Annotated in this window: 19 protein-coding genes and 1 pseudogene; 14 read left to right on the top strand and 6 right to left on the bottom strand. The window is 62.8% G+C overall.

Translation table 11 applies throughout. The features are described from left to right. Positions 1–64 precede the first annotated feature (64 nt). Complete coding sequence (locus tag BSZ35_RS08915) at positions 65–1471, bottom strand: alkaline phosphatase PhoX (protein ID WP_105012103.1); 1407 nt, start codon at positions 1469–1471, stop codon at positions 65–67. Between the two features lie 162 nt (positions 1472–1633). Here BSZ35_RS08915 and BSZ35_RS08910 point away from each other — a divergent pair, with 162 nt between their 5' ends. From BSZ35_RS08910 to BSZ35_RS08870, 9 genes are all read left to right on the top strand, one after another. After that, entirely contained in the window at positions 1634–2065 is a 432-nt protein-coding gene (locus tag BSZ35_RS08910) for an archease (RefSeq protein ID WP_181149253.1), read from the top strand. Positions 2066–2448: 383 nt separating this feature from the next. Beyond that, positions 2449–2814: a DUF4286 family protein gene (locus BSZ35_RS08905; RefSeq protein WP_105012101.1), complete on the top strand. Its 366-nt coding sequence runs from the start codon at positions 2449–2451 to the stop codon at positions 2812–2814. A 296-nt stretch (positions 2815–3110) separates the two neighbouring features. Beyond that, positions 3111–4460, top strand: a complete 1350-nt coding sequence (gene trkA, locus BSZ35_RS08900; protein WP_105012100.1) for a Trk system potassium transporter TrkA — start codon at positions 3111–3113, stop codon at positions 4458–4460. 173 nt (positions 4461–4633) lie between these two features. Next, positions 4634–6136, top strand: a complete 1503-nt coding sequence (locus BSZ35_RS08895) for a TrkH family potassium uptake protein (protein ID WP_105012099.1) — start codon at positions 4634–4636, stop codon at positions 6134–6136. A gap of 233 nt (positions 6137–6369) precedes the next feature. After that, positions 6370–9819 (top strand): CRTAC1 family protein, encoded by a 3450-nt coding sequence (locus BSZ35_RS08890; protein ID WP_105012098.1) that lies wholly within the window; start codon positions 6370–6372, stop codon positions 9817–9819. A 113-nt stretch (positions 9820–9932) separates the two neighbouring features. Further along, on the top strand, positions 9933–11765 hold the full coding sequence (locus tag BSZ35_RS08885; RefSeq protein WP_105012097.1) for a CRTAC1 family protein: 1833 nt from the start codon (positions 9933–9935) through the stop codon (positions 11763–11765). A gap of 54 nt (positions 11766–11819) precedes the next feature. Continuing rightward, positions 11820–12686, top strand: coding sequence for an RnfABCDGE type electron transport complex subunit D (locus BSZ35_RS08880; protein WP_105012096.1), 867 nt, complete (start codon positions 11820–11822; stop codon positions 12684–12686). Between the two features lie 113 nt (positions 12687–12799). Then, entirely contained in the window at positions 12800–13759 is a 960-nt protein-coding gene (locus BSZ35_RS08875; RefSeq protein WP_105012095.1) for a D-Ala-D-Ala carboxypeptidase family metallohydrolase, read from the top strand. A gap of 117 nt (positions 13760–13876) precedes the next feature. Continuing rightward, complete coding sequence (locus BSZ35_RS08870) at positions 13877–15616, top strand: L,D-transpeptidase family protein (RefSeq protein ID WP_181149252.1); 1740 nt, start codon at positions 13877–13879, stop codon at positions 15614–15616. A 17-nt stretch (positions 15617–15633) separates the two neighbouring features. Here BSZ35_RS08870 and BSZ35_RS08865 read toward each other — a convergent pair whose 3' ends face one another. Further along, positions 15634–17058 carry a M48 family metalloprotease gene (locus BSZ35_RS08865; RefSeq protein WP_105012093.1) on the bottom strand — a complete coding sequence of 475 codons (1425 nt, stop codon included), beginning with the start codon at positions 17056–17058 and terminating at the stop codon, positions 15634–15636. Positions 17059–17229: 171 nt separating this feature from the next. On the opposite strand from BSZ35_RS08865, the gene corA reads away from it, so the two are divergent. After that, positions 17230–18315 carry a magnesium/cobalt transporter CorA gene (gene corA / locus BSZ35_RS08860; protein WP_105012092.1) on the top strand — a complete coding sequence of 362 codons (1086 nt, stop codon included), beginning with the start codon at positions 17230–17232 and terminating at the stop codon, positions 18313–18315. A 194-nt stretch (positions 18316–18509) separates the two neighbouring features. Here corA and BSZ35_RS08855 read toward each other — a convergent pair whose 3' ends face one another. Together BSZ35_RS08855 and BSZ35_RS08850 are read right to left on the bottom strand one after the other, a co-directional pair. Further along, entirely contained in the window at positions 18510–18698 is a 189-nt protein-coding gene (locus tag BSZ35_RS08855; RefSeq protein ID WP_105012091.1) for a hypothetical protein, read from the bottom strand. A gap of 304 nt (positions 18699–19002) precedes the next feature. Then, on the bottom strand, positions 19003–19401 hold the full coding sequence (locus tag BSZ35_RS08850; RefSeq protein WP_146110040.1) for a hypothetical protein: 399 nt from the start codon (positions 19399–19401) through the stop codon (positions 19003–19005). A 222-nt stretch (positions 19402–19623) separates the two neighbouring features. Here BSZ35_RS08850 and BSZ35_RS08845 point away from each other — a divergent pair, with 222 nt between their 5' ends. Then, a complete protein-coding gene (locus BSZ35_RS08845; RefSeq protein ID WP_105013795.1) occupies positions 19624–20499 on the top strand; it encodes a class II glutamine amidotransferase in 876 nt (291 codons plus the stop codon). A gap of 54 nt (positions 20500–20553) precedes the next feature. Next, positions 20554–21299: pseudogene (locus BSZ35_RS08840) on the top strand (flavodoxin family protein). Between the two features lie 22 nt (positions 21300–21321). Here BSZ35_RS08840 and BSZ35_RS08835 read toward each other — a convergent pair. Further along, positions 21322–22266: a DMT family transporter gene (locus BSZ35_RS08835; protein ID WP_105012089.1), complete on the bottom strand. Its 945-nt coding sequence runs from the start codon at positions 22264–22266 to the stop codon at positions 21322–21324. 150 nt (positions 22267–22416) lie between these two features. Here BSZ35_RS08835 and BSZ35_RS08830 point away from each other — a divergent pair, with 150 nt between their 5' ends. Together BSZ35_RS08830 and BSZ35_RS08825 are read left to right on the top strand one after the other, a co-directional pair. Then, positions 22417–22890, top strand: coding sequence for an Lrp/AsnC family transcriptional regulator (locus BSZ35_RS08830; RefSeq protein ID WP_105012088.1), 474 nt, complete (start codon positions 22417–22419; stop codon positions 22888–22890). 227 nt (positions 22891–23117) lie between these two features. Next, a complete protein-coding gene (locus tag BSZ35_RS08825) occupies positions 23118–23639 on the top strand; it encodes a carboxymuconolactone decarboxylase family protein (protein ID WP_105012087.1) in 522 nt (173 codons plus the stop codon). Between the two features lie 163 nt (positions 23640–23802). Here BSZ35_RS08825 and BSZ35_RS19860 read toward each other — a convergent pair whose 3' ends face one another. Further along, complete coding sequence (locus tag BSZ35_RS19860) at positions 23803–24042, bottom strand: hypothetical protein (RefSeq protein ID WP_258096162.1); 240 nt, start codon at positions 24040–24042, stop codon at positions 23803–23805. Positions 24043–24121 lie beyond the last annotated feature (79 nt).

Genomic DNA, 24121 nt, shown 5'->3' with positions numbered 1-24121 from the left:
TTTCGTGTCTTTCTTCCCCGCACTGGATCCGGCAGGGATTCCCGGTCCGGGTGCTGGTCCGCGGTTAGGCGGAGGCACCGGTCCCGTTACGTTGCTGCGGCCACGGGCCCGTAATTGCCAGCGTCAATCCCTCGTGCTGGATGTTCATGAAGAGGGTGCTCCCGTCGGGCGAAAAGACGGCTCCGGCGAGCTCCGACTCGCTCATGGCGTTGCGGCCGAGCTTGTAGAACTGCCCTTCTGGGGTGATGCCCACGAGCGTATCGGTGCCCGATCCGTCTTCGCAGGCAATCACGTCTCCCCAGGGCGCGACGGTCAGGTTGTCGGCATTCTCCAGGACGGTTGTGTCGTTCGGCTCCACGAACAGCTCCAGGGTGCCGGGCTGTTCGGTCTCCCGGTCCGTACCCTCATGGGGGCTGGGCACGTAGCGCCAGACCTGCCCCTTCTGGATCTTCCCGCCGTTGGTGCAGGCGGTGTAGACTGCGCCCTCGCCGTACCACATGCCCTCTTCGCGGGCAAAGCGGGCCGCTCCGTTGGCGAAGCCCCGTTTCCGGAGGTCGTCCGTCGGCGTGTCGACATTTTCGAGGTCCATCCACTCGACCTCGAAGGTAGTGCCCGGAGAGATGTCCGGGCCGTCGCCCCAGTTGCGCGTATCGAGGCTTTCCTGTTCCCGGACGCGGCAGGCCTGGAGCGTGCCCCCCTTCTGTAGTGTCCCCGGCTCGTTGGGGAGGTACCGGTAGAGAAGGCCGTCGTGACGGTCCTCTGAGAGGTAGACGGCGCCGCTATTTGGGTCCACGGCCACCGCCTCGTGATTGAAGCGGCCCATGGCCTTGATCGGCTGCGGGGTGGCGAGCTGGGACTGCGCTGTGGCGGGCACCTCAAAGACGTAGCCGTGGTCTTTGGCAAACGTGTCGTTGGCGCGCTGGACCGTCTCCTCGCACGTGAGCCAACTGTTCCAGGGCGTGGGCCCGCCGGCGCAGTTGCGAATGGTGCCGGTGAGGCTCAGAAATTGACGGCGAACGGCTTGATTTTCGGTGTCATAGACGACCGTGGTTGTGCCGCCAAGGCCGCCGCGCTCCTTCCTTCCGGCGTCGTACCGCTCCTCGTCGGGGAGTTGGCTCATCGACGCGTCGCCCTCTGACCGGAACGGTCCCTCGTCCCGAGGAGCATCGGCGTCAATCTCGTGGTTGCGCACCAGCAGCGTGGTGCCGTCGGGGCCGGGAAACGTGGCCATCCCGTCCGGCCGGTGCGGCACGCGGAAGCCGTCGTCCATCGAATCGCCGTGGCGCGACACGATCTGGTAGGAGAAGTTCTCCGGCAGATCGAAAATGCCCTCAGGATCCGGCTGAAGGGGGCCGAAACCAACCGAGGAGGACTGGGAGCGGGGATCATCACAGCCAACAAACGCGTGGAGACCGGCGAAGCCGACGGCGAAGGCGCTGGCTTGCTTCAAAAAGTGGCGGCGGTCCTGCATAAATTGAGGGGACTGTTGAGTGGAGGGGTGGGAGAATCTCGAACACGACATCCGTTAGGGGCACCGAGTCCGAATGTAAACGTCGGGTATAGCGCGGCGTTTTTCCAATCGGCAACAGAATCATAATCGCCCCTCTTCGTTTTGCAACGTCTCATGTCTTCGATGCCCGACTGGCTCCACGAAATCGATCATACCGGCGACATCGGCATTCGGGTCACCGCCGAGACGCTGCCGCAGTTGTTCGAGCGTGCCGCCGTGGGGATGTTTCACGTGCTCACGGACCTCTCTGCGGTGCGGTCGAGTGAGGAGACGACGCTTACGGTGGCCGGGCGGGACCGGGAGGCGCTCATGGTGCGCTGGCTCTCGGAGCTTAACTATCGGCATACCGTCGAGGATCGTCTCTATTACGACTGCACAGTCCAGTCGATCGCGGAGGCGGAGGAGGGACTTACCCTTACGGCGACGGTACGGGGCGAGCCCATCGATGCGCAGCGCCATACCGTTTATACCGAAATCAAAGCCATCACCTTTCACGGGCTCAGGGTCGAAGAGACGGAGGACGGATGGCGCGTGCAGGTGATTTTTGACATGTAGGGTTCTGTGCTGAAGATCAGGAGGCTGAAGGGGGGAGATGAGAGCGCACCCGTTGTGGGAACGGGCGTCTGCAAACGGGGGACACACGGCAATCACATCGTACGTCTTGAGTCGGGGGCTGCCCTCGTTCCGGACGCGCCGCCGAATCCTCAAGACGCACGAGTGCGTCACGCTTAGCCCATACATTCCTGGCACAAAAGAAAGAACGACGGCAGGCGAGCCGCCATCATTCGAAGTGGTGCTTATCCGAGTGGTCGCCCTGGCCTTCCACACGATCTTTGCGCGATTCTTCGCGGCGAAGCGGACCCTCACGGTTCCGGTGTGGATACGTGCTCTGAATACGATGCAATGTCCGCCGCCTCTTCACGAATCCCGTTTGCCTCATGCTCATCTACGAAGTCAACTTGACCGTCGACGGCGAGATTGCCCCGCGCTACAGCACGTGGCTCCGAGAACACGTGCGCGAAATGCTGGCCCTCGATGGCTTTGAGGCCGCCGTTTGGTTTAACCGTCACGACGACGGCGACACCGTTCCCGAGGACGAGGACGCCACGGATCCGCGCGAATGGACCCTTCACTATCAGGTGCGCGACCGGGACGCTTTGCAGGCCTATTTCGACGAGCACGCCGATGAAATGCGCCGGGAAGGGGTCGAGAAATTCGGCGACCACGTTGATACTCACCACCGTATCTTCGAGCAAAAACGGCTCTTTCAGGGGCGACGCAAAGAGGACACGGGGCCGTTGTAATGCGAATACGAGGGGAGGATTTGGCCGAGGATGGAGGCGTCGTGCTGTACTCCTTCCGATTGTGTTGGGATCAGGGGGGCGTGTGGGGAGTTGTGCCTCGCCCCGTTTGCTTTGACGGGAATCCGCATGGGGCGATCGTCGAGAGAACTGGAGGGGCGGGCCCGTAGGGGACCGGAGGGAGACAGTCAGGTGAGGGAGTTCCTTCCAGGCAGGCTCGCTCAGGCGTATTTGCCTCCACGACGATCACGCCCTACTTTGCTTCCGTTTGTCCTTTTGGATCACCCCGTTTCGATTTCATGCAGACTGTGGTGGTAGGGGCTGGAGAGGTGGGGTACGACGTGGCCCGCATCCTCGCCCTGGAGCAGCACGACGTGACCGTGATTGACACGGACGAGGACGTGCTGCGAGAGGTGCGCGACACCCTCGACGTCATGGCGATTCAGGGCAACGGCACCTCGGCCCAGGTGCTGGAGGAGGCGGGCATTCGGGGGGCGGATCTCCTCATTGCCGTCACGGCCGTAGACGAGGTCAACCTCATTGCCTGCATGATGGCCGATCGGCTCGGGGTCGACACGACAATAGCGCGGACCCGCACCGACGAGCTGGAGCGCACCCACTCGGTGCTGGAGGCAAAGGACTTTGGTATTGACCTCGTCATTCACCCGGAGGAAAGCGCCGCCACGGAGATCACGCAACTGATCCGTCGGGCCGGGGCAACCGACGTCCTCAGCTTCTGCGACGGCCACGTACAACTGCTCGGCGTGCGCCTCGACGCCGACGCCCCGGTGGTCGGACAGCCGCTCCACGAAGTAGTGGCCGACCATCCCGAACTGGAGTTTCGGGTAAAAGGGCTCGTTCGGAAGGGACAGACCCGCATCCCGGACGGCGACGAGGTTTTGCAGGCCGGCGACCAGCTCTTCGTTCTCACCCGGCCGAAGTACGTAACGCCGGTCACGCGGCTGCTGGGCAAGGGCAAGGTCACAATGTCCCACGTCATGATTTTGGGCGGTACGCGGGTAGGTGCGACCGTGGCGCGCAAACTGAGCGAGCACAATGACAAGCGCATCAAACTGATCGAGCCGGACGCCGAGCGGGCGCAGGAGCTTGCCGAACAGTTTGACGACGTGCTGGTGCTCCATGCCGACTCGACCGACATCGACCTGCTCGTCCGCGAAAATCTGGGGGGCATGGATGCCTTTGTGGCCGTCACGGACGACCAGGAATCGAATCTCGTGACGTGTCTCATGGCCAAGCACTTAGGGGTGTACAAGACGGTCTCCCTCCTGTCAAAGGCCGCTTACATTCCAATCAGTGAGGCCATTGGACTCGACGCAGCGGTGAGTAAGAAGCTGGCGGTCTCCCGCGAGGTGCGGCGCTACCTGCGCGGCAAGCACGTCCTCAGTGTGGCGACCGTTCACGGCCTCGATGCCGAAATTCTGGAAATCCGCGCCGAACCTCGGGCACCGGTGACGATGGAGCCGCTTCGGGAGCTGAATCTGCCGTCCGGTGTGCTGATCGGCGCGGTTGAACATGACGATCGGACGGAGATCGCCACGGGGACGACGAAAATTTCGCCGGGGGATCGCGTGATTGTATTCGTGCTACCGAACCAGGTCGGGGCGGTGGAGAAATTGTTCGAGGCGTGAGCTGTGTTTTGTCCGCACGAGTGGGGCTATTGCATCCATCTGCCATTCCAATAGCGTCTCCCTTGTGTCCCCATTCCGGCCGACGACCCACCGTCCCGTCGGCCACGGGGAAAATTGATTGGAGAGGGGGAATTCCGTAACGCATACACGCCCAGACTCCCACACGCAAACCCGTGGTTCTGAACCTGCCTGTCGTTGTTCGGACGCTTGGAGGATTGCTTCTCTTCCTCGGCGTTGCGCTGTTGATGCCGGCCCTGGTGGGCTGGGTCTACACTGAGCCGTCGGCCTGGGGCTTCGTGTGGGCGGCCGCGCTGGCTTTTGCTCTGGGCGGGAGTGCATGGGCCTTTTTGGGGGCGCCGGGACGGGAGGACGTAGGGGCCCGAGAAGGATTTGCAATTGTGGGGTTGTCCTGGATCACCCTTTCTCTGATTGGGGCGCTCCCGTTCGTCTTTGGTGGGGTCCTGCCGTCGTACACCGATGCGTTCTTCGAGACGATGAGTGGGTTCACCACAACCGGGGCCACCATTCTCGGCGGCGCCCATTCACCCGGCATCGAGGCCATCCCCCGGGCCTTCCACTTTTGGCGGAGTCTCGCCCATTGGATGGGAGGGATGGGGATTATTGTTCTTACGCTTGCCGTGCTGCCCATCCTGGGCGTGGGGGGAATGCAGCTCTTCCGCGCTGAGGTGCCCGGCCCGTCGGCGGACAAGCTAACGCCCCGCGTGCGGGCCACGGCGCGGCGCCTGTGGCTTCTGTACGTCGGCATCACGGCGGTCGAGGTCGTGGCGCTCCTCCCCGCTATGAGTCTCTTCGACGCCGTCAACCACGCCTTCGCTACGATGGCGACCGGCGGCTTCTCGCCCGAGGGCGGGTCGGTGGGCGACTACAACTCGGCCTACGTCGACGGCGTGATCACGGTGTTCATGTTTCTCGCCGGGATGAACTTTGCCCTTCACTATCGAATGCTGCGCGGCGAGCCCCTGACGGCCGCACGCGACACGGAGTTTCGGGTATACGCGAGCATCGTGGGCGGCGCCACACTCTTGCTTGTGTTTGCGACGTGGGAGCCCACCGTCTCCCTGCTTCCGATGGAGGAGGTGGCGAACACCTATGATTCCATCGTCACGGCCTTCCGGTATGCTGTTTTCCAGGTCGTGGCCATTGTAACCACCACCGGTTTCGGCACGGCCGACTATGAGTTGTGGGCCCCCCTGGCCACCGGGATTCTCTTTCTGCTCTTCTTTTGTGGGGGCATGGCCGGGTCCACCGGCGGCGGCGTGAAGGTGGTGCGCCACGTGGTGTTGGGCAAAACGACCTACAAGGAAATCCGCCAGCTCGTTCATCCGCAGGCGGTGCTCCCCATTCGTCTCAACGATGAGGTCGTTTCTCGGGAGGCCGTCAACAACATTCTGGCGTTCATTGTCCTCTACCTCGGGCTTCTCTTCGTCGGCACAATCATCGTGAGCGCACTTGGGCTCGATCTCTGGAGCGCCTTCACGGCGGCCCTTTCCTGTATCGGTAACATTGGACCGGCCTTCGGGACCGTAGGGCCCACTGACAACTACGCGCACATTCCGGCCCTCGGCAAGTGGGTGCTCTCCTTTTTAATGGTCGCGGGCCGGCTCGAAATTTACACCGTGCTCATTCTGTTGGCCCCGGCGTTTTGGCGACGGTAATCGGTTGGAGGGGAGCGAGGGGGAGGCGGGACCATCCGTGTGGACTGCCTCGACGAAATGAGCGGGCAAGAAGAGACCCGAAGGGGAACGGGCAGGTCCTCCTGATGGAGAGCGGGCGAACAGGGAAGCCGAGTCGACCGATCGGGGACCGGGGAGGGTGAACCAAGACCACGAGCACTGGTACGAAGAGATCCTACCGGTTGTCTTGCTCTGACATTCATCTTTCCCTCTGCATGATGTCTCTGCTGCGGCGGCCCTGGACACGCTCCATGGGGCTGTTGGTTCTTGTTCTTGGACTCGGGGCCTGCCAGTCCGATCGTGTCCCGACCCCCGGCGCCGGGGCGTACCAGGAGGCCGTGACGGCCTTCTACACTGGGGTAACGGCTCTCCAGGTCGGTGAGAATTTTCGCGCGCGGAATCACCTGGAGACGGCAGCAAAGAAGGCCCCCGGCGAGCCGGCTGTCTGGGCCAATCGGGGCCTGATCGACCTCCGCACCCGGAAGTACGAAACGGCTGCGCAGTATCTGGAACGGGCGCGAGGATTGGCGCCGGACCACGGCCCCATCCAGTACCTGTCGGGCCTTCTGGCACGCGAGCAGGGGGAGTACGAGCAGTCCATTGCCTACCTGCGCCGGGCGGCCGAACTCGACTCCACCAACCGGCGCGCCGTCTACACCCTCGCTCAGGTGATTGAGCAGCGAGGCGGCGAGGGGGCGACAACCGAGGCCCTCCAACTCATGGACCGGTTGCTCCGACTGGAACCGGGCAACGTGGCGGTCCTCGTGGAACGAGCGCGTCTCGCTGCAAAGGGAGGGCACACGGAGGGGCTGCGAGAGGCCGTCGAGCAACTGGCCGACCATGCGTCAGCGTGGCCGGAATCGGTACAGCAATCGTTTCGGGACGTGCAGGACGTGATGGGCACTCCGTCGAAGGCCGCCTCGACAGTAGCGTTCCTGAAGAATGACCTCAAACGCGTAGAGGCCTACCAGGCCGACCGGCAGGTCGTGCAGCCACCGGGAGAACAGCTCGGCTCCGTGCTGGCACGGCCCCTTCGCCTCCAGACGCCGGACTCGCGGCCCGCACCGGCAGACACCGGCCTCGCCTTTACGCCCGACACGGTGACGACGGCGGGGACGTGGGATTGGGTCGCCCCGATGACGCTTTCGGACGGGGTGCCGCCGGACGTGATGATGGCCAACCGCCAAACCCTGCGGGTGGAGACCGGGCTTGGGCGCACCGAGACGATGTCGTTTCCAGGGGGCGGCACGGCGCCGTCGGGGCACGCCGTCGCGGCACTGGATCTGGACTACGATTTCCGTACGGACCTGGCGGCCGCGGGCGCGGGCGGACTTCAGGTGTACCGCCAGGCGGCCGACACGTCGTTTCGGGCGCTGCCGTCTGAGGCCGTTCCGGCGTCCGTTCGCAATGGGGCGTACGCTGGCATTTGGACGGCCGACCTTGACATGGACGGCGATCTTGATCTTGTTGCGGCGCGGGCGCAGGGCGCGCCTGTGGTGCTTCGCAACAACGGGGACGCAACCTTCAGTACGCGCAACTACTTCGATGACGTGCAGGCGCTCCGGGCGTTCGTGTGGGGCGACCTGGATGGCGACGGCCCTCCGGAGGCTGCTATGCTCGATGCGGAGGGGCAGCTCCACGTCTACGACAACCGTCGTTCTGCCACGCCTCGCTTCCAGCGCCGGACCGTGCCGGACACACTTGCCCCCGCCCATGCCCTTGCGGTGACGGATGTAAATGGGGACGCCACGCTCGACCTTCTGCTGCTCCATGAGAACGGGGCAATCCGGCGCCTCACCGATGCCGGCTCGTCGGGGTGGACGAGCGAGGTCCTCTTTCAGTGGGACGAGGCGCCTGCCGACGCTCGGCTCCTGACCGGCGACTTTGACAACAACGGCGGCGTCGACGTGCTGGCGTCGGGGCCAGAAGGGGGACAGGTGTGGCTCCGCGATTCGACGCAGACGTTTACGGCGCTGTCCACACCCATTGAACACCCAGCCTTTGGGGCGGCGGACGTGCGAGGGGCGGGGCGCCTCGATCTCGTGGGGCTCGGTCCGGACGGGACTCCGCTTCGCCTGACGAATGAGGGCACCGCAAACTATCAATCGCAGCGCATTCAGCCCCGGGCGGCCCGCACCCAGGGCGACCGCCGGATCAATCCGTTTGGCCTGGGCGGTGAAATCGAACTCCGGAGCGGCCTGCTTTATCAGAAGCGCGTCATTGACGATCCCACCGTCCACTTTGGGATTGGTCGTCGAACGGGGGCCGACGTCGCGCGCATTACCTGGCCCAACGGCACCGTCCAGGCCGAGTTTGATCTCGTGTCTACCCAGACCGCTCGGGCCCGCCAGCGATTGAAGGGGTCGTGTCCGTGGGTGTACACCTACGACGGAGAGGGCATGCGCTTCGCAACCGACTTCCTTTGGCGCACGGCGCTCGGCCTCCGTATCAACGCGCAGGGGAAGGCGCAGGTCATCCACAGCGAAGATCGGATCTTTATTCCGGGGGAGCACGTGGCGCGTCGCAACGGCATGTACGACATCCGCATTACGGGCGAGCTGTGGGAGAGCCACTTCTTTGATCGGGTTGAGTTGATGGCCGTCGATCATCCCGCGGACACCCCGGTGCGCATCGATGAGCGTTTCCACATGCCGCCGCCGGATCAGACGCTCGTTCCGCTTTCCGATCCACAGCCGGTGGCGAACGCCACGGATCAGGCAGGCCGCGACGTGACCGACCGGGTACAGGCGAAGGACGGGCGCTACCTCGACACCTTTGAGCTGGGGCCGTTTCAGGGGCGGGCCGCCGCCCATTCCGTCACGGTAGACCTGGGCGAGGACGTGCCGACGGACGGACCGCTCTGGCTGGTGGCCGACGGCTGGGTGTACCCGACGGATACGTCCATCAATCTCGCCATCAGTCAGGGCGACCACGACGCGCCGCGGAGCCTCACGCTGGAGGTGCCGGACGGAACGGGGGGCTGGACCGTTGCGAAGTCCGACATCGGCTTTCCGGCGGGCAAATCGAAGACCATGCTCATTGATCTCTCGGATGTCGGGGGGGCGGATGGGCCGCACCGTGTGCGTCTGCGCACCAACATGGAAATCTACTGGGACCGCCTCGCATGGGCCACCGGCCGCCCGGACACGGAGGTGCAAACCCACGTAATGACGCCGGATTCAGCCCGCCTCCGCTATCGCGGCTTCTCAAAAGTTGTGCAGACCGAGCGCCGGAAGCCGACGGTGCCGGTCTACGACTCGATTGCGAGCACGGCGCCGATCTGGCGTGACCTCGAAGGCTACCACACGCGCTTCGGCGACGTGCGCCCCCTTCTCACGCAGACGGACGATCGCTACGTGATCATGAACGCCGGGGACGAGATGGTGCTGCGCTTCGAGGCCCCGCCGCCCCCGCCAGAGGGCTGGACGCGCGACTTCGTGCTCATTGGCGACGGCTGGGTGAAGGACGGAGACTACAACACCGGCTACTCGAAAACCGTACGTCCGCTCCCCTACCATGGAATGGAGGATTATTCGACTCCCCCTGGACCGTTGGAGGAGGATCCGGCGTACCGAATGCACCCGCAGGACTGGCAGACCTACCACACGCGCTACGTGACGCCGCGGGGCTTTCATCAGGCGCTGACCGTTGGGAGGGAGAGGTAGTCCCCGATCGGAGCTGCTCGCCGATGATATTTTGCCTGTCGTGCGTATTTCGTGGTGCCACTCGCTCTCATACGCAATACGAAATACGCAATACGCAATAAACCACAGTAACCATGACGAATCGCACCATCCTGCGAAGTGTCCTTGGGATTATCTTCGTCGGTTTGCTCTCCGTGCCGCTGATTCTGAACTATTGGCCCGCCGAGGGGGCAGGCGGCACGCTTGACCGCCAGGTGGCCCTGGAGCGTTATGGCTTTGTGCTCAACGAGGAGGCCGAAGAGGTGGGCATCGACTTTACCCACCAGGCGCCCACCCTCGACTCGTCCGTCGCCCACATCATGCCGGAGGTGGCGCAGGTAGGAGCGTCGGTGTCTGTCGCCGACTTCGACAACGACGGCGACTCGGACCTCTACGTCACCAACAGCGCGTACGGCACGACCAACGCACTGTACCGCAACCAGGGCGACGGATCCTTCCAGAATGTCGCGTCCCAACTTGGCGTGGGCGACGTCAATCAGAAGGGCACCGGCACCTCCATGGGCAGCGTGTGGGGCGACTACGACAACGATGGGGACGAGGACCTCTTCCTCTACAAATGGGGGCAGTGCATTCTTTTCCGAAACGATACCGGATCGGGCGCCGGAACCGGTTTCACGCGCGTCACCGATAAGCTGAAGGGACTGCCCGATTGGATTAATGCCAATACGGCCATCTGGACGGATGTGAACCGAGACGGACACCTTGACCTGTTCGTGGGGACCTTCTACGCGGAGCAATTCAATCTCTGGGATCTGGAGACCACCCGCGTGATGCCGGAGAGCTACGAGTACGCAAACAACGGCGGTACGAATTATCTCTTCCTTAATCAGGGCGATGGCACGTTTCGAGAGGTTGCCGAGGAGTGGGGGCTCACCGGCACGCGATGGACGCTCGCCGCTCTCGCTACCGACTATACCGGGTCCGGGTACCCCGACCTCTTCGTCGCCAATGACTTTGGGGCGGACCAGTTTTTCGTCAATGAGAAGGGGGAGGGATTTCGCAACGCAAGCCGGGTATCGAACCTGGGCCGGATTCCAAAGAGCGGCATGAATGCATCCACGGGGGATGTGTTGAATCAGGGAACGCAGGCGCTTTACGTAAGCAACCTCACGGAGGAAGGGGTGCTCGTGCAGGGCAACAACTTGTGGATGCCCGACACGGCTCAGGGGGGAAGCACGCCCGAATTCGAAAATCTCGCCGGCACGATGGGAGTGGCGAAGGCCGGGTGGAGCTACGGAGCGCAATTCGGCGACCTCAACAACGACGGATGGCAGGATCTCTTTGTGGTCAACGGCTTCTACTCCGGTTCGCAGGAGGAGAGCTACTGGTACGACTTTTCAAAAATTGCGGGGGGGTACAAGAACATCATCGAGGATGCCGACAACTGGCCCGCGATGGAGGGGCGGAGCCTCTCGGGCCACCAGCAGACGCGCATCTGGCTCAACGACGGGGCGGGGCAGTTCCAGAACGTGGCTCCAGCAGTGGGGGGCGCCTCCACGCACGACGGGCGGGCCGTGGCGCTCGTGGATCTGTGGGGGCGGGGCACGCTCGACGCCGTTGTGGCCAATCAGCGTGGGCCGGTAGAGGTGTACCGCAATGAGGTGGACGCGCAGCGCAACTGGATTGGGTTTGACCTGACGGGAACGCAGAGCAATCGGAGCGCGATCGGGGCCCGCGTTGTGCTCCACTGGAAGGACCAGAAGCAGGTACAGCAAGTGTACGGGGGCAGTGGATTTGGCGCGCAGAACCAGCGCCCACTCCATTTTGGTCTCGGTACGGCCGCCACCGTCGAGAAAGCTGTGATCCACTGGCCTTCCGGCATCACGCAGACGCTCGATGCTCCGGAGGTCAACAGGAGGCACGAGGTGACGGAGCCAGAACGAGAGACAATCTCTGAGCGTCAGTAATCTTCTTCTTTCCCGAAGACTGAGCGATCCTGCAATTTGTGATCGGCACGTGCTATGATGAACAAGATTGACGTTCGCCTCGTCCCGCCGGTTCTGATTTCGCTCATTCTGATCGCGGGACACTTCTCCTTCGGCATTCTTCGGGGCTTTGACGCCATCCTGCTGGCCATCGCAGCGGCCGTCGTGACGGAATTGGTGCTGGGGCGTCTCATGTGGGGGGAGTGGCCGCATCCCGCCAGTGCCTACACCTCCGGCATCAGCGTGGGCATTCTGGTGCGCTCCCCGCTGCTCTGGCCCTTTGCGCTCTGCAGCGTGCTCTCGATCATGTCGAAGTACGTCCTTCGCGTGAAGGGCCGTCACCTCTGGAATCCCTCCAACTTTGGACTCTGCGTCCTCTTCTTCCCGGCGGCCTACGGGATGCTCGACATTGCTCCGCTCAACACGCAGTGGGGCAACAACATGTGGCCGATGCTGGTCATCTGGATCGTGGGACTCTACACGATCTGGAAGGTCAAGCGCTTCCACATCACGGCGACCTACATTGCCGCGTTCGTCGCGCTGGCGTTCGTGCGCGGCTTCGTGACGGGCGACGGCTTCTGGACCGAGGTGGCGCCCCTCACCGGGCCGATGTATCAGCTCTTTGCGCTCTTTATGATTACGGACCCGGTGACGACGGTGTCGTCTAGGAAAGGAGAGATGTGGGTGACGGTCCTTATTGCGATTGTTGAGTTTTTCCTTCGCCTGGCCGAATTCATCGCGGCGCCGTTCTACGCGCTCTTTCTGGTTGGGCCGGCCGCTATGCTCGTGGACCTCTACTGGACGGAGGACGAGGATGAGGGCGCTTCCTCCGTCGAGACGGACGCTGCGCCGGTGTCGGGGGCGGGAGTGGAATCGTCAGCCTCACCGACGCCGGCGTCCTAACGTCTGGGGGTTGGACGGGGCGACCTCCCGCGCGTCACGGAGGTGGGGAACCAGCGCTGAGGGTGAAGGTGCCATTCTATATGCGTTGAACGTGGTTACAGCCATTCGGTCCTATGTCGTCTCTCCGTGTATACCTCGCGCTTCTGGGCCTAGGGGGATTACTCCTTGTTGTGCCCACGGTCTCTGCCGAGACGACTGCTTTTGATCCGGGACGGGCGGCGTTCACGGTGCAGTTCGGCGACGCGGTGGTCACGCATCGCATCATGGCCGTGACGGCTTTGCCAAACGCCCCGGTCCGCGTAGCGGCGGGGGGGAGCTCCATGGGTGGGGGGTATCGGATTGATGCGCCCGCAGAAACAGTCCGTTCCGTTTCCGATGGGCAGTGGCGCTTCTCGGCACCGTCGGAGCCGGGCCTCTACCCCGTGGTGGTGACCGACACAACCGCTCGGGATACCGTTCGGCTTCAGGTCTTCGTATTGACGCCGTGGGATCACGACGGACGGAAACTCGCAGGCTACCGCATCGGGCGCTACGAGCAGCATGCCCGGCGCGGGCTGGAGACGTACGAGCCGCCCTCGGGGTTTATTGAGGTGACGGACGCGAACAAAGACGTGCTTGTAGCGCCACACTTCCGGTTGGAGCAGTTCCTCTGCAAACAGACGGAGGCTACTCCGCAGTTTGCGCTCATTCGAACCCGTCTCCTTCACCGGCTGGAAGGACTTCTTGCTGCCCTGAATGCGCGAGGGCATGATGCGTCCACGCTTCACGTTATGAGTGGCTACCGAACGCCGTACTACAACCGCGCCATCGGCAACACGACGGAGTATAGCCGCCACCTTTACGGCGACGCCGCCGATGTTTTCGTGGATACCGACGGAGATCGATGGATGGACGACCTGACGGGCGACGGGCGCGCAACCGAGGCGGACGCCCGCTATCTGGCGGCCCTTGTGCGGGACGACCCCACCCCCGGTGACGACCGCTTCAACGGGGGGCTCGGCATCTACAGCGCTGCCTCGCACCGCGGCCCCTTTATTCATGTGGATCTCCGGGGGTATCGCGCACGGTGGTAGTGCAGGGGGGAGCTTTGTCGCGAGCTGCGCGTTCCCTCTTATCCCATGGGGGACACTGCCATCGGGGACCCCGCGGTGTCTTTCCTTTTCGCCTTTCGCCCAATGTTGCACCTTCGTGTGTCGTCCTCTTTACGCGTTCGGCTTCAAGCTCTCGTCGCCGCGCTCTGCGTCCTCGGTGTGCTTCTGGGGATGGACGGGTCGCCTCGCCCGCTCGACGACATAGAGACGCAGTTGCGACGTCGGATTGAGTCTGCCCAAGCCGGCTCTACGGCGGCAATGACGGTGGGAGACGAACAGGTCCGCGCCCATCGTTTGGTGGCACAATACTATCGTCAGAACGGATTTGAGCCGGGATGGACCGGTCCGGACGGGCCGACGCCGCTTGCTGACAGTTTGCTCGCTGTTTTGCAGGAGGCCCACACGGACGGATTGCGTCCGTCCGATTATCACGTGTCCTCCATTGATTCGCTTCGGCGTCTTCTGCAGGCCCAGGTCGATGCAGGGCCGTCGATGGACGCGGGGGCCCTCGCTGATTTCGAGCTACTGTGTACGGATGCGTTTCTCCTTTACGGCACTCACCTTCATAGCGGACGCGTAGATCCGGTTGAGCTAGTGTCAACCTGGACGCTTCCGCCGCAGCGAACGGATCTCCCCCGGCACTTGCAGGCGGCCTTGATGAACGGGGACGTCCGTGCCACGCTGGATGCGTTGCGTCCGCCCCAGCCGGAGTACGCGTCGTTTCGGCGCGCTCTTGCCCGATACCGTGTCCTCGAAGCGAGCGGCGGCTGGTTTACCGTTCCGGACGGACCTACACTCGAACAGGGTATGAAGGACCCGCGCGTGCCGGTGCTTCGAGAGCGCCTGGCGGCAACCGGGGACATCGCTGAGGCGTCTTCTGTAGACGATTCGCTACGGTTCGATGAGGCACTTCGACAGGGCGTCGCCCGATTTCAAGAGCGGCATGGGCTCGACATTGATGGCGTGGTTGGCCCGGCCACCCGGGCGGCGATGAACGTGCCGGTCGGGGAGCGCATCCGGCAGATCGAGGTGAACATGGAGCGCTGGCGCTGGCTCCCCCACGATCTGGGGAATCCGCACGTGATGGTCAACATTGCCGATTTCTGGCTGCGGGTCGTTGAAGACGGAGACAATGCGCTTCAAATGCGCGTGGTGGTCGGGACCCAATACCGACAGACGCCTATTTTTTCGGATCGGATTTCGTATTTGGTGTTCAATCCGTACTGGCATGTGCCGCCGCGCATTGCGGCTGAGGACAAACTGCCTGAGTTTCAGCGCGACCCGTCGCTTGTGTCGAGGTGGGGCTTTGAGGTCCTCCGGGGATGGGGAGCGGACGCCCAGAGGGTTGATCCGACAACCATTGCGTGGGATCGCCTTTCGGCCCAGACGTTTCCGTACCGTCTGCGCCAGCGCCCCGGCCCTTACAACGCTCTCGGCCGCGTCAAATTTATGTTTCCCAATCGCCACAACGTGTATCTCCACGATACACCGTCGCGCTCCCTCTTCGGACAGACGGCACGCACATTTAGCTCCGGATGCATCCGTGTGGAGTATCCGGTTGAGCTTGCCGCGTACCTCCTGCAGGACAATGCAGGCTGGACGACAGAGCGGGTACAAGAGGAAATGGAAAAGCAGGACGAACGGACCGTCGTTTTGCAGCAGAAGGTGCCGGTGCACCTGCTCTACTGGACCGCCTGGATGGAGGAGGGCACGCTCCACTTCCGCAAGGATATTTACCAGCGTGACGGAGCCGTTGCGTCGGCGCTTGCTGCTCCTGCAGCGTTTTCTTCCCGTCGTTCTGCGTCGGCCGCGTCCAGCCGCTCATTCCAGGACCGTTAGCCCTCTGTCGGAACGAGCTAGGGACGAAGGCGGACCTCCATTCGGGCGGCCCACGCGTAGAGGCTGTCGTGCATCGCTATCAGATTCTGGGGGCGGTCCGCCCCGGCCCGCAATGTGTCGATTTGTTTTTGGCACAAGGCAAGGTGGCGACGTGCCTGTGGAATGTTTCCTTGTCGTACCTGCAGGAGAGCGCGCTCTGCTTCGATTCGGGGCTCCGGAGCATCAGACGCAGCTTCCGCCTGATTGAGCAGCACGAAGGCGTCCTGAATGTCGTTCGGGGTGGCCGTTGTGTTGCGGATCGCAATGGCCTTGTACAGAAAGGTCTGCGGGGTTGTCCATTCGGTTCGGAGAGTGCGGTTGAGCACACCGAGGGCCGAGTGGAAGCGGCGAGCAGAGAGGTCCATTTCCGCCTCGTGTTCGAGCACAGCGGTGATCTGCGTGTCGTAGGTGGAGTCGGGGCCAGGAGGGGAAGCGTCGAGGGCAGAGGGATCGACGTCTGCCTGCCGGAGAATGTCTCCGAGCTCTGCCCGTCGATTGTTGGAGCTGGGGTGGGTGTCGAGGAACGAAGCGCCGTGGGTGACACTCGTGTACGTTCCGGCCCGCTGCAACGTCTGTAGGGCCGAATGCAGGGCCCCGGGCGGCTGATCCTGCGCCAGCAGCCATTTCTGGGCGAGCCGGTTGGCGGCGGCCTCCTGAGCCGGGCTATATTTCAGGCCGGCCGCCGCGATAAACTCGCGGTCCAGGTACTTGGTGGCCAGGTCGGAGCTGAGGCCGTAGACGGTGGATTCGATGGGGCGCCGTCCCAGCCCGGGTGTGACCACCGACGTGACGCCGCCGATGAGGGTGCCGAGAAGGTTGCGTGCCCGGCTTCGCTTTTGCCCGGCGCGGTACGTGGCGAGGGCGTGGTCCAGTACAATGTGGGCGACCTCGTGGGCCAAAATGGCTCGGAGTTGCGCCGCGGTCTCCAGTGTGGTGATAAGTCCGGTGGTAAGAAGGATCGTGCCGTCGTTTAGGGCAAGGGCATTGGGCGTGGTCGTGCTCAGTACGCGCAGTCGAAAGGCCCCGGGACGTCCCGGCATCATGGGATTCGGCTGTACCGTGAGGAGCTGGCGCTGCAGGTAGTCTTGCACCTGCAGGTTCGTCCAGAACCCTTCGACCTCGCCGATGGCCCGCTGGTAATCGTTGGTGAGCTCGCTGAGTTGTTGGCGATCGCCGTATGCCCAGTCGAGGGTGCCGTTTGCGCCGGCGCGCTCGCTCAGATGATCCACCCAGGCCTGCTCCCAAAAATTACTCTCGAGAGACTGAGCGTATTGCCGAGCCGCCGCCACGTCGAGACGGGGCTGCGCGTAGGCGGGAAGGGGAGCGGAAACACAAAGAAGCAGTACGAGGAGCGGTCGGCCGCCGATCGGGGCGACCAGACGGAAAACAGAAGAGAACCGCACGGCAACAGGGAGGAGGGCAATGAAAAGAGAAATGCGTCTGCCAACGATTCTTCGACGACGGTTGATCCGAGCCCCGACTGGGGATTAGGAGATTCGTTGCAGGAAACAGATGTCGGGGGGCATGGGTGCGGAAACTGCGCCTTCAGTCTGTTTCCCGTCTCTCGCACTGCCATGCTTCCGTCTCATCTCCTTTCCGGCGCCGCCTCCTTTCTCCGCAAAAAGCACGTCGGACTCCCGCCGGGCTCCGTCGTCTTCATCGGAGAAGAAAAGACCGAGCCGGTGCAGTTTTCCGTGATCGACTATACGGCCGACCGTCTCGACGAGACGGATGTTGAAACCGTGGACGATGTGTTGCCCTACCGCGACTCGCCGACCACCACATGGATCAACGTAAATGGGGTACACGACGAGGAGATTATCCGCACGATCGGGGATCACTTCGGCCTCCACCCACTCATCCAGGAGGACATTGCCCACACCGGTCAACGGCCCAAGCTCGAGACGTACGACGACAACGTCTACATCGTCTCGAAGATGCTGTACCACGACGATCAGGAGGACCACCTCCGCGCCGAGCAGGTGAGCTTTGTGCTCGGGGGCAACTACCTGATTTCATTCCAGGAAGATTCGGGCGATGTGTTCGAGCCCGTGCGCGAACGCCTGCGGAAGGGACGAGGGCGCATTCGCGGTGCGGGGACGGACTACCTCACCTACGCCCTGATCGACGTGATCGTCGATCACTACTTCGTGATCCTGGAAGAGCTGGGCGGGCGGACGGAGGAGATCGAAGACGAAGTGCTGGACGATCCGCAGCCGGAGACGCAGGAGCGCATCAACGACCTGCGGCGCGACCTCATTTTCATGCGGCGTATGACGTGGCCAGTGAGGGAGCTCCTCTCCCAACTACAGCGACTAGACTCTCCGCTTTGGGAGGACGATACGCACCCCTTCGTGCGGGACACCTACGACCACGCCGTGCAGGTGCTCGACCTCGTCGAGTCGCTGCGGGATGTGGTTGGGGGACTCACGGACCTGTACATGACCTCCCTCTCCAATCGGATGAACGAGATCATGAAGGTCCTCACGATCATCGGGACGATCTTCATCCCCCTCACGTTCATAGCGGGCATCTATGGGATGAACTTCGAATACATGCCCGAGCTTACGGTCTGGTACGGCTACCCTGTAGCGATGACCGGGATGGGTGTAATCGCAGTCGTCCTTCTTGTCTACTTCCGACAGAAGGAGTGGATATGAGACCCTGTTTCGATTCCGAGCCTCCGGGGAAAGGCGGATCCGCAGACCGGTCCTGAGGGCGCTGGGCCGTTAGGGCCGAGGCCAAAGGCCTGCAGTCGGTCGCAGCTGCTATGCAGTGCGATCCGTGGAAATCAAAACAGCGTCGGGGGCAAGGGGCGCACGGGGCAAACCCCCATCCCGGCAACGCACAATGGCTACGCGTCGAGGCCGGCCTTCGCGTCGTCGGTATGAAGCGCGCTCAGAATAGGGTCAGCCGAGCGGCGCACGGAGGCCTTCAGCTTTTCCACGGAGCTGTCGTGCCGACGGTAGGCGAGAACAGCAGCTGAGGCCGGCAGGGTCCAGAAGATCGCGACGAAGAGAATGAGGCTAAGAGACGGGGTCATGGCGAGAGCAGGATTGGTTCGGCGTGCTGGAGAGCGGCATCTTCTTTCTGTGCCTGCAAAAGGGTACAAACCCCATTCCGTCGTTGCTTATCCGTCCTGAATCCGCTCAGATGGGCCGTAAGGGCCATTGGTCCGCTTGTGGTGTTTCACTTTTACACGCATCCACAGAAAAGAAGTGTGAGGAATCTACCCATCGGGGGCTCGTCGACTGCCCGTTTAGGGACTCTCCTTCCTCAAACGAAAAACGCCCGCCACGGGTGGATCCCGCAGCGGGCGCTTCGTCCTCCTTTGGGAATGGGAGGGATTACGAGGCGGGCTTGTATTTGATGAGGAGGCCTCGCAGTTCTTTCACCTCTTGCGCCGTGGCCGTGGTTGAGGACGACCAGTCCTCGCCCCGCTCGGATCCGGTGGTGTGCTCCGTCTCGCCCGTGACCCGAATCGAGACGGGGGCGACGAGAATGCCGTCCGCTCCACGCTCGCGGGCCTTCTCGATCAGCCTGCGCTGCATCTTTTCGGAGCGCATGAAGAGGTGGTTGTCGCCTTCCACGCGGAGCTCGCCCATCACGGTGTAAGGGCGTGCGATGTCGGCCTCGTCGAAGAAGAGGTCGACCTGCGTGGTGGCGGGGTACGTGGAGCCGACGTAGTCGGTGGTCATGCAGCCGGGGAGGGCCAGTAGCAAAAGGACAGCGGGGAGGCGTATCATGGAGACTCCGCACAGAGGCGAAGGGGACGAACAAGCGTGAGCGCATAAGAAACGAAAATCCCGGACGCCTACGCACAATCATTTGGCGCGACTCGCATGCGTTGAACGTCTCGTCCCGGATTGCGTCGGCACTCCCTGTTTGTGGATGTAACGATCCGGCCGATGGAAGGTACGAAGCCCCTGATCGATGCTGAGTGCTCCTCTCAACCGTCCTGGTTTTCCATGTGTAGACTGTACGGATTGCAAGCCACACATCCGAGCCGCGCGGCGTGCGAGCTTCTCGATGCCCAGAATGCGCTCATCCAGCAGAGCCGGACGGACGCTCGCGGTCTTTCCAATCCGCACGGGTGGGGCATGGGGCACGTGGCCAACGGCACGACCGCCTGCTTTCGACAGGTCGAGCCAGCGTCGGAGAGCGCCGAATATCGAAAGAAGGCCCTGCTGACGGCAGGTACCACCGTTCTTGCCCACGTCCGCCGCGCCACGATAGGCGATCCGAAGCATCCCAATACCCATCCGTTTCGGCGGGGCTCGTCGCTGCTCATTCACAACGGGCACGTTCCAGCCTTCGATCGGGTCCGACCGCATCTGCTCGACCGATTGGACGAGGAGCGGCGCCAGTCCATTCGCGGAAGCACAGACAGCGAACACCTCTTTGTGTTGCTTCTGCAATTGCGAGAGGAGCAGCCGGACGCGCCTCTTCATACCATCACCCGCGAGGCGGTGGCTCTAGTGCAAGACTGGGTGCAGGACGAAGTCTCTCACGCAACGGTTGAAGCGGTGGACGCCGACACCAGCACACTCGGTCACGATGAACTCGAAGACCTCCTGGGTCTCAACCTGCTGTGGACGGACGGGGAAACCCTGAGCGGTGCCCGGCTCAACCGTACGCTCTGGGCGCTTGAGCGCGACCACGTTCACATGTGCCCTCTCTACGACGAGGACGATGTCGATCTCCTCGACGACAAACCGTATCACTCGACGACCCTCGCGTCCGAGCGTCTCACGGACGAAAATTGGCAAGAAGTGCCCAACGGCTCCGTGTTCCAGGCCGGCGATACGGGCGCCCTCCACCTTGAAGCCCTGCAGGGCCCGTGACCTGCACCGGATCTCCATCTCCTCAGTCTTGATCGTCCAGCCTCATCATCGTTTATGTCTCTAACCGAACGCCAGCAAGCCCTCTGCGACGACTCACCGCACGACTACAGCGACCTCAGCGCCCTCTTCCTCAACTGCACTCTCAAGCCGTCGACACCCGCACCCTCATCGACGTCTCCGCCGCCATCATGGAGGAAAACGACGTTGATGTTGAGGTCCTGCGACCGGTCGACTACGATCTTGCTCCGGGCGTGTACGGCGACATGACCGAGCACGGGTTCGAAAACGACGACTGGCCCGAGCTGTATCGGAAAGTGCTCGACGCCGACATTCTCGTGCTCGGTTCGCCCATCTGGCTCGGGGAAAAATCGTCCGTTTGTCAGCAGGTAATCGAGCGCCTCTACGCCAACTCGTCGGACCTCAACGAGAAGGGACAGTACGCCTACTACGGCCGGGTGGGCGGCTGCCTCGTCACCGGCAATGAGGATGGCATCAAGCACTGCTCGATGGGGATCCTCTACGCGCTCCAGCACCTCGGATACACGATTCCCCCGCAGGCCGATGCAGGCTGGATCGGCGAGGCCGGCCCCGGTCCCAGTTACGGCGACGAGCTGGAGGACGGCTCCCGCGCCGGACTCGACAATGACTTTACTCAGCGCAACACCACGTTCATGACGTGGAATCTCATGCATACGGCCCTGCGCCTGTACGAGGCCGGGGGCGTCCCCGCCCACGGCAACCAGCGTTCCGAATGGGAGGCCGGCTGCCGGTTCGATCACCCCAATCCGGAGCACCGGTGAGCGGACGGCGGAGCCGGGTCGGCTACGGGGTCTCTCTGGGGGGCGCGTTCTTCGGCGTAGTGGATACCTGAGAAGACGAATCGGGCTTTGGGGAAGCGGCGCCCGCCCCGTTGCGCTGCACGAGCGCGACCCCGACGAGCGTGATCGCCCCTCCGATCAAGGCCGTGATGTGCGGGACCTCCCCGTGCCACACCCACGCTACGGGCAGGGCGGCGAGGGGCACGAGGTAGAGCAGGCTTGCCGTTTGGGCCAGAGGCAGGCGCGAGAGGACGTAGGCGTACGTCACGTAGCCGAGTGCCCCGGGCAGGACGCCGATATAGGCGACGGCAAGGGTGGTATTTGTAGGGGCAGCAGCCACCTGTTCGGGCAGGTCGGCACCCCACACGATGGCCATCAATAGCGTGCCGCTCCACAGGGCATAGCTGGTGAGCGCCAATGGGGAGTACCGCTCCAGGTACGATTTCTGAAGGGTAAAGTAGCCCGCGCCGGACACCGCGGCCAGCAGGACGAGGAGAGCGCCCGGATTCAGATGAAGGCCTCCGCTTTCCCCGAGAGCAATCAGCGCCGCGCCGCCAAAGCTGATGAGCACACCTCCCCATCCCCAGATCGAGAGTCGCTCACCGAGGAAAAGAACAGCCAGAAGGGTGGCAAAGACGGGAGCCGTCTCCACGAGGAAGCTGGCCGATCCGGCGGTCACCGTCACCTGACCGTAGTTGAGGGCCCCGTGGTACACAGTGAATCCCATCATGCCGAGTCCAATGATGCCCGGAAGGTCGCGCCGACGAGGAGCGCGAAAGGGGCGAAAGAAGGCAATGACAGCCATTGTCACCGACGCGAAGAGATACCGAAGAAGAGCCAGTTGTCCGGGGGCGTAAGCCTCCAGCCCAGCTTCAATACCGGGAAATGCAGATCCCCAGAGAAGAACAGTCGTGAGAGCGGCCGCAACGGCTTTCAGGGTCTCGGACATATCTGTGGATGTGATAAGAGGACTCGGCACTGCAAAATGAAACCTGCGATTATGAGGGTGGTTTCCGTGTAGGAGGCATGTAATAAGGCAAATATTGCGGTCTATGCAGTGGAATAAAATAAAATAACCAGGTATAGCTTTTGAATCGAAATGAGCGAAAACACGCCATACACGCTTGACTCATTGGACTGGGCCATTCTCAGTGAGCTGCAAGAGAATGCTCGGCTTTCTTACGCGGAGATTGGGCGGCGCGTAGGCCTTTCGGCCCCCGCCGTTACTGAGCGCGTGAAGAGCCTAGAAGAGAGTGGGGTCATTGACGGATATACCACTCGTGTCCGACCGGAGAAGGTGGGGCTTCCCGTGTCGGCCTTCATCCGCATCCGGTTTCACGGGGCTGATCTTGAGGCCTTTTTTGAGCAGGTGCGCTCGCACGAGGCGGTCAGCGAGTGTCACCGGGTGACGGGAAGCGACGACATCGTCCTGCGGTTGCGCGCCGCGTCGGTCAACCGTCTAGAGGAGCATCTGGATGCATTTCTCGACTACGGGGAGATTACGACGTCCATCGTTCTTTCGTCGGCAGTCGAGGATCGGCCGATCCGCAAAGAAGCGACACCGAGTTCGTGACATCGGTCGGCTGCCGGCTCGGCATCAGGGACGTGCTTGAGGGGGAACTGAACCGACCGGTGGGGGGGAGGGGCAACGTCTCAGCATCGCGTCGCTCCCGTTGTAACGTGTTCCCCTCCGGGGGCACAAAGCGCCGTGTAAGGAGGAGCGCATTGCTCTTCTGAATTGCACCGCCGGTGTTTATTCGCCGGTGTTCAACGACACTGCGCAACAAACCATGTACGCCTATGGCCACTGCCTCCCAGACCGACCACGCCGAACAGGTGCACGACAAAGCAAAGCAGGCCCTCGGGTTCGTCCCGAATCTTGTCAGCGAGATCACGAAGGAGAATCCCGCCGTTGGGGATGCATACTTGAGCTCGCAGGGCATAATCGAAGAGGGCGGAGTACTCTCACCCGCTGAGCAGCAGGCCGTCATTCTGGCCGTCTCCAGCTACAACGATTGTCACTACTGTACGAAGGCGCACGCCGTGGCTGGACAACAGGCTGGGCTCGACGCCGAGACCACCGCGACGATCAACGAGGGCGGCCTGCCGGACGACGAGCGGCTCCGGAGCCTCGTTCGCGCCACCCGCCGGATTCTCGGCAAACGGGGGTGGCTCTCCGGCGCCGACGAGGAGGAATTCGACGATCTCGGGCTGGGGCGGCCGGAGCTCTACGAGATCATTGGTCTCGTAGGCGTGAAGACGATCAGTAACTACGTCAACCACATTGCAGGGACGGAGGTGGACGAGCCGTTTCGACCGTAATGCTGCGAGGACGTGCGAGAAAAGGCGAGCGCCGGGGGCACGACTGCCGTGCAGCCGGCGCTTTTTTTGTTGAATCCTTTGCGTACGGGCGAGGTAAGGAAACGCCTCCTGCACGAAGCACGAACTGACCCCTATGCCTGCTAACGATTCCATCCGCTCGCCGCTAGACCGTGCGGTGCCGTCCGACACGACCATAGCGGTCGTCGCGCTGGGCTGTCTCTGGGGGGCCGATCCGGTCTTTGGGGGGCGGGACGGCGTCGTGCGGACCTGCGTCGGCTTTGCGGGCGGGACGACCCCCAATCCGACCCATTCGGCCATCGGTGATCACGTGGAGGCCGTACGGGTGGCGTTTGCCCCCGATCAGCTCAGCTACCGGGAGCTTCTCAACCACTTCTGGACTCATCACGATCCGGCGCAGACCCCCGCCAAGCGTCGATACGCACACGCCCTCTTTCCCCAGACTGCTGCACAATCGGACCTGG

Source organism: Salinibacter sp. 10B, from assembly GCF_002954405.1.
In the GTDB taxonomy this organism is placed as follows: domain Bacteria; phylum Bacteroidota; class Rhodothermia; order Rhodothermales; family Salinibacteraceae; genus Salinibacter.
Note: the sequence above shows the minus strand (reverse complement) of the source record. Positions and strands in the feature narration are given on the sequence as shown.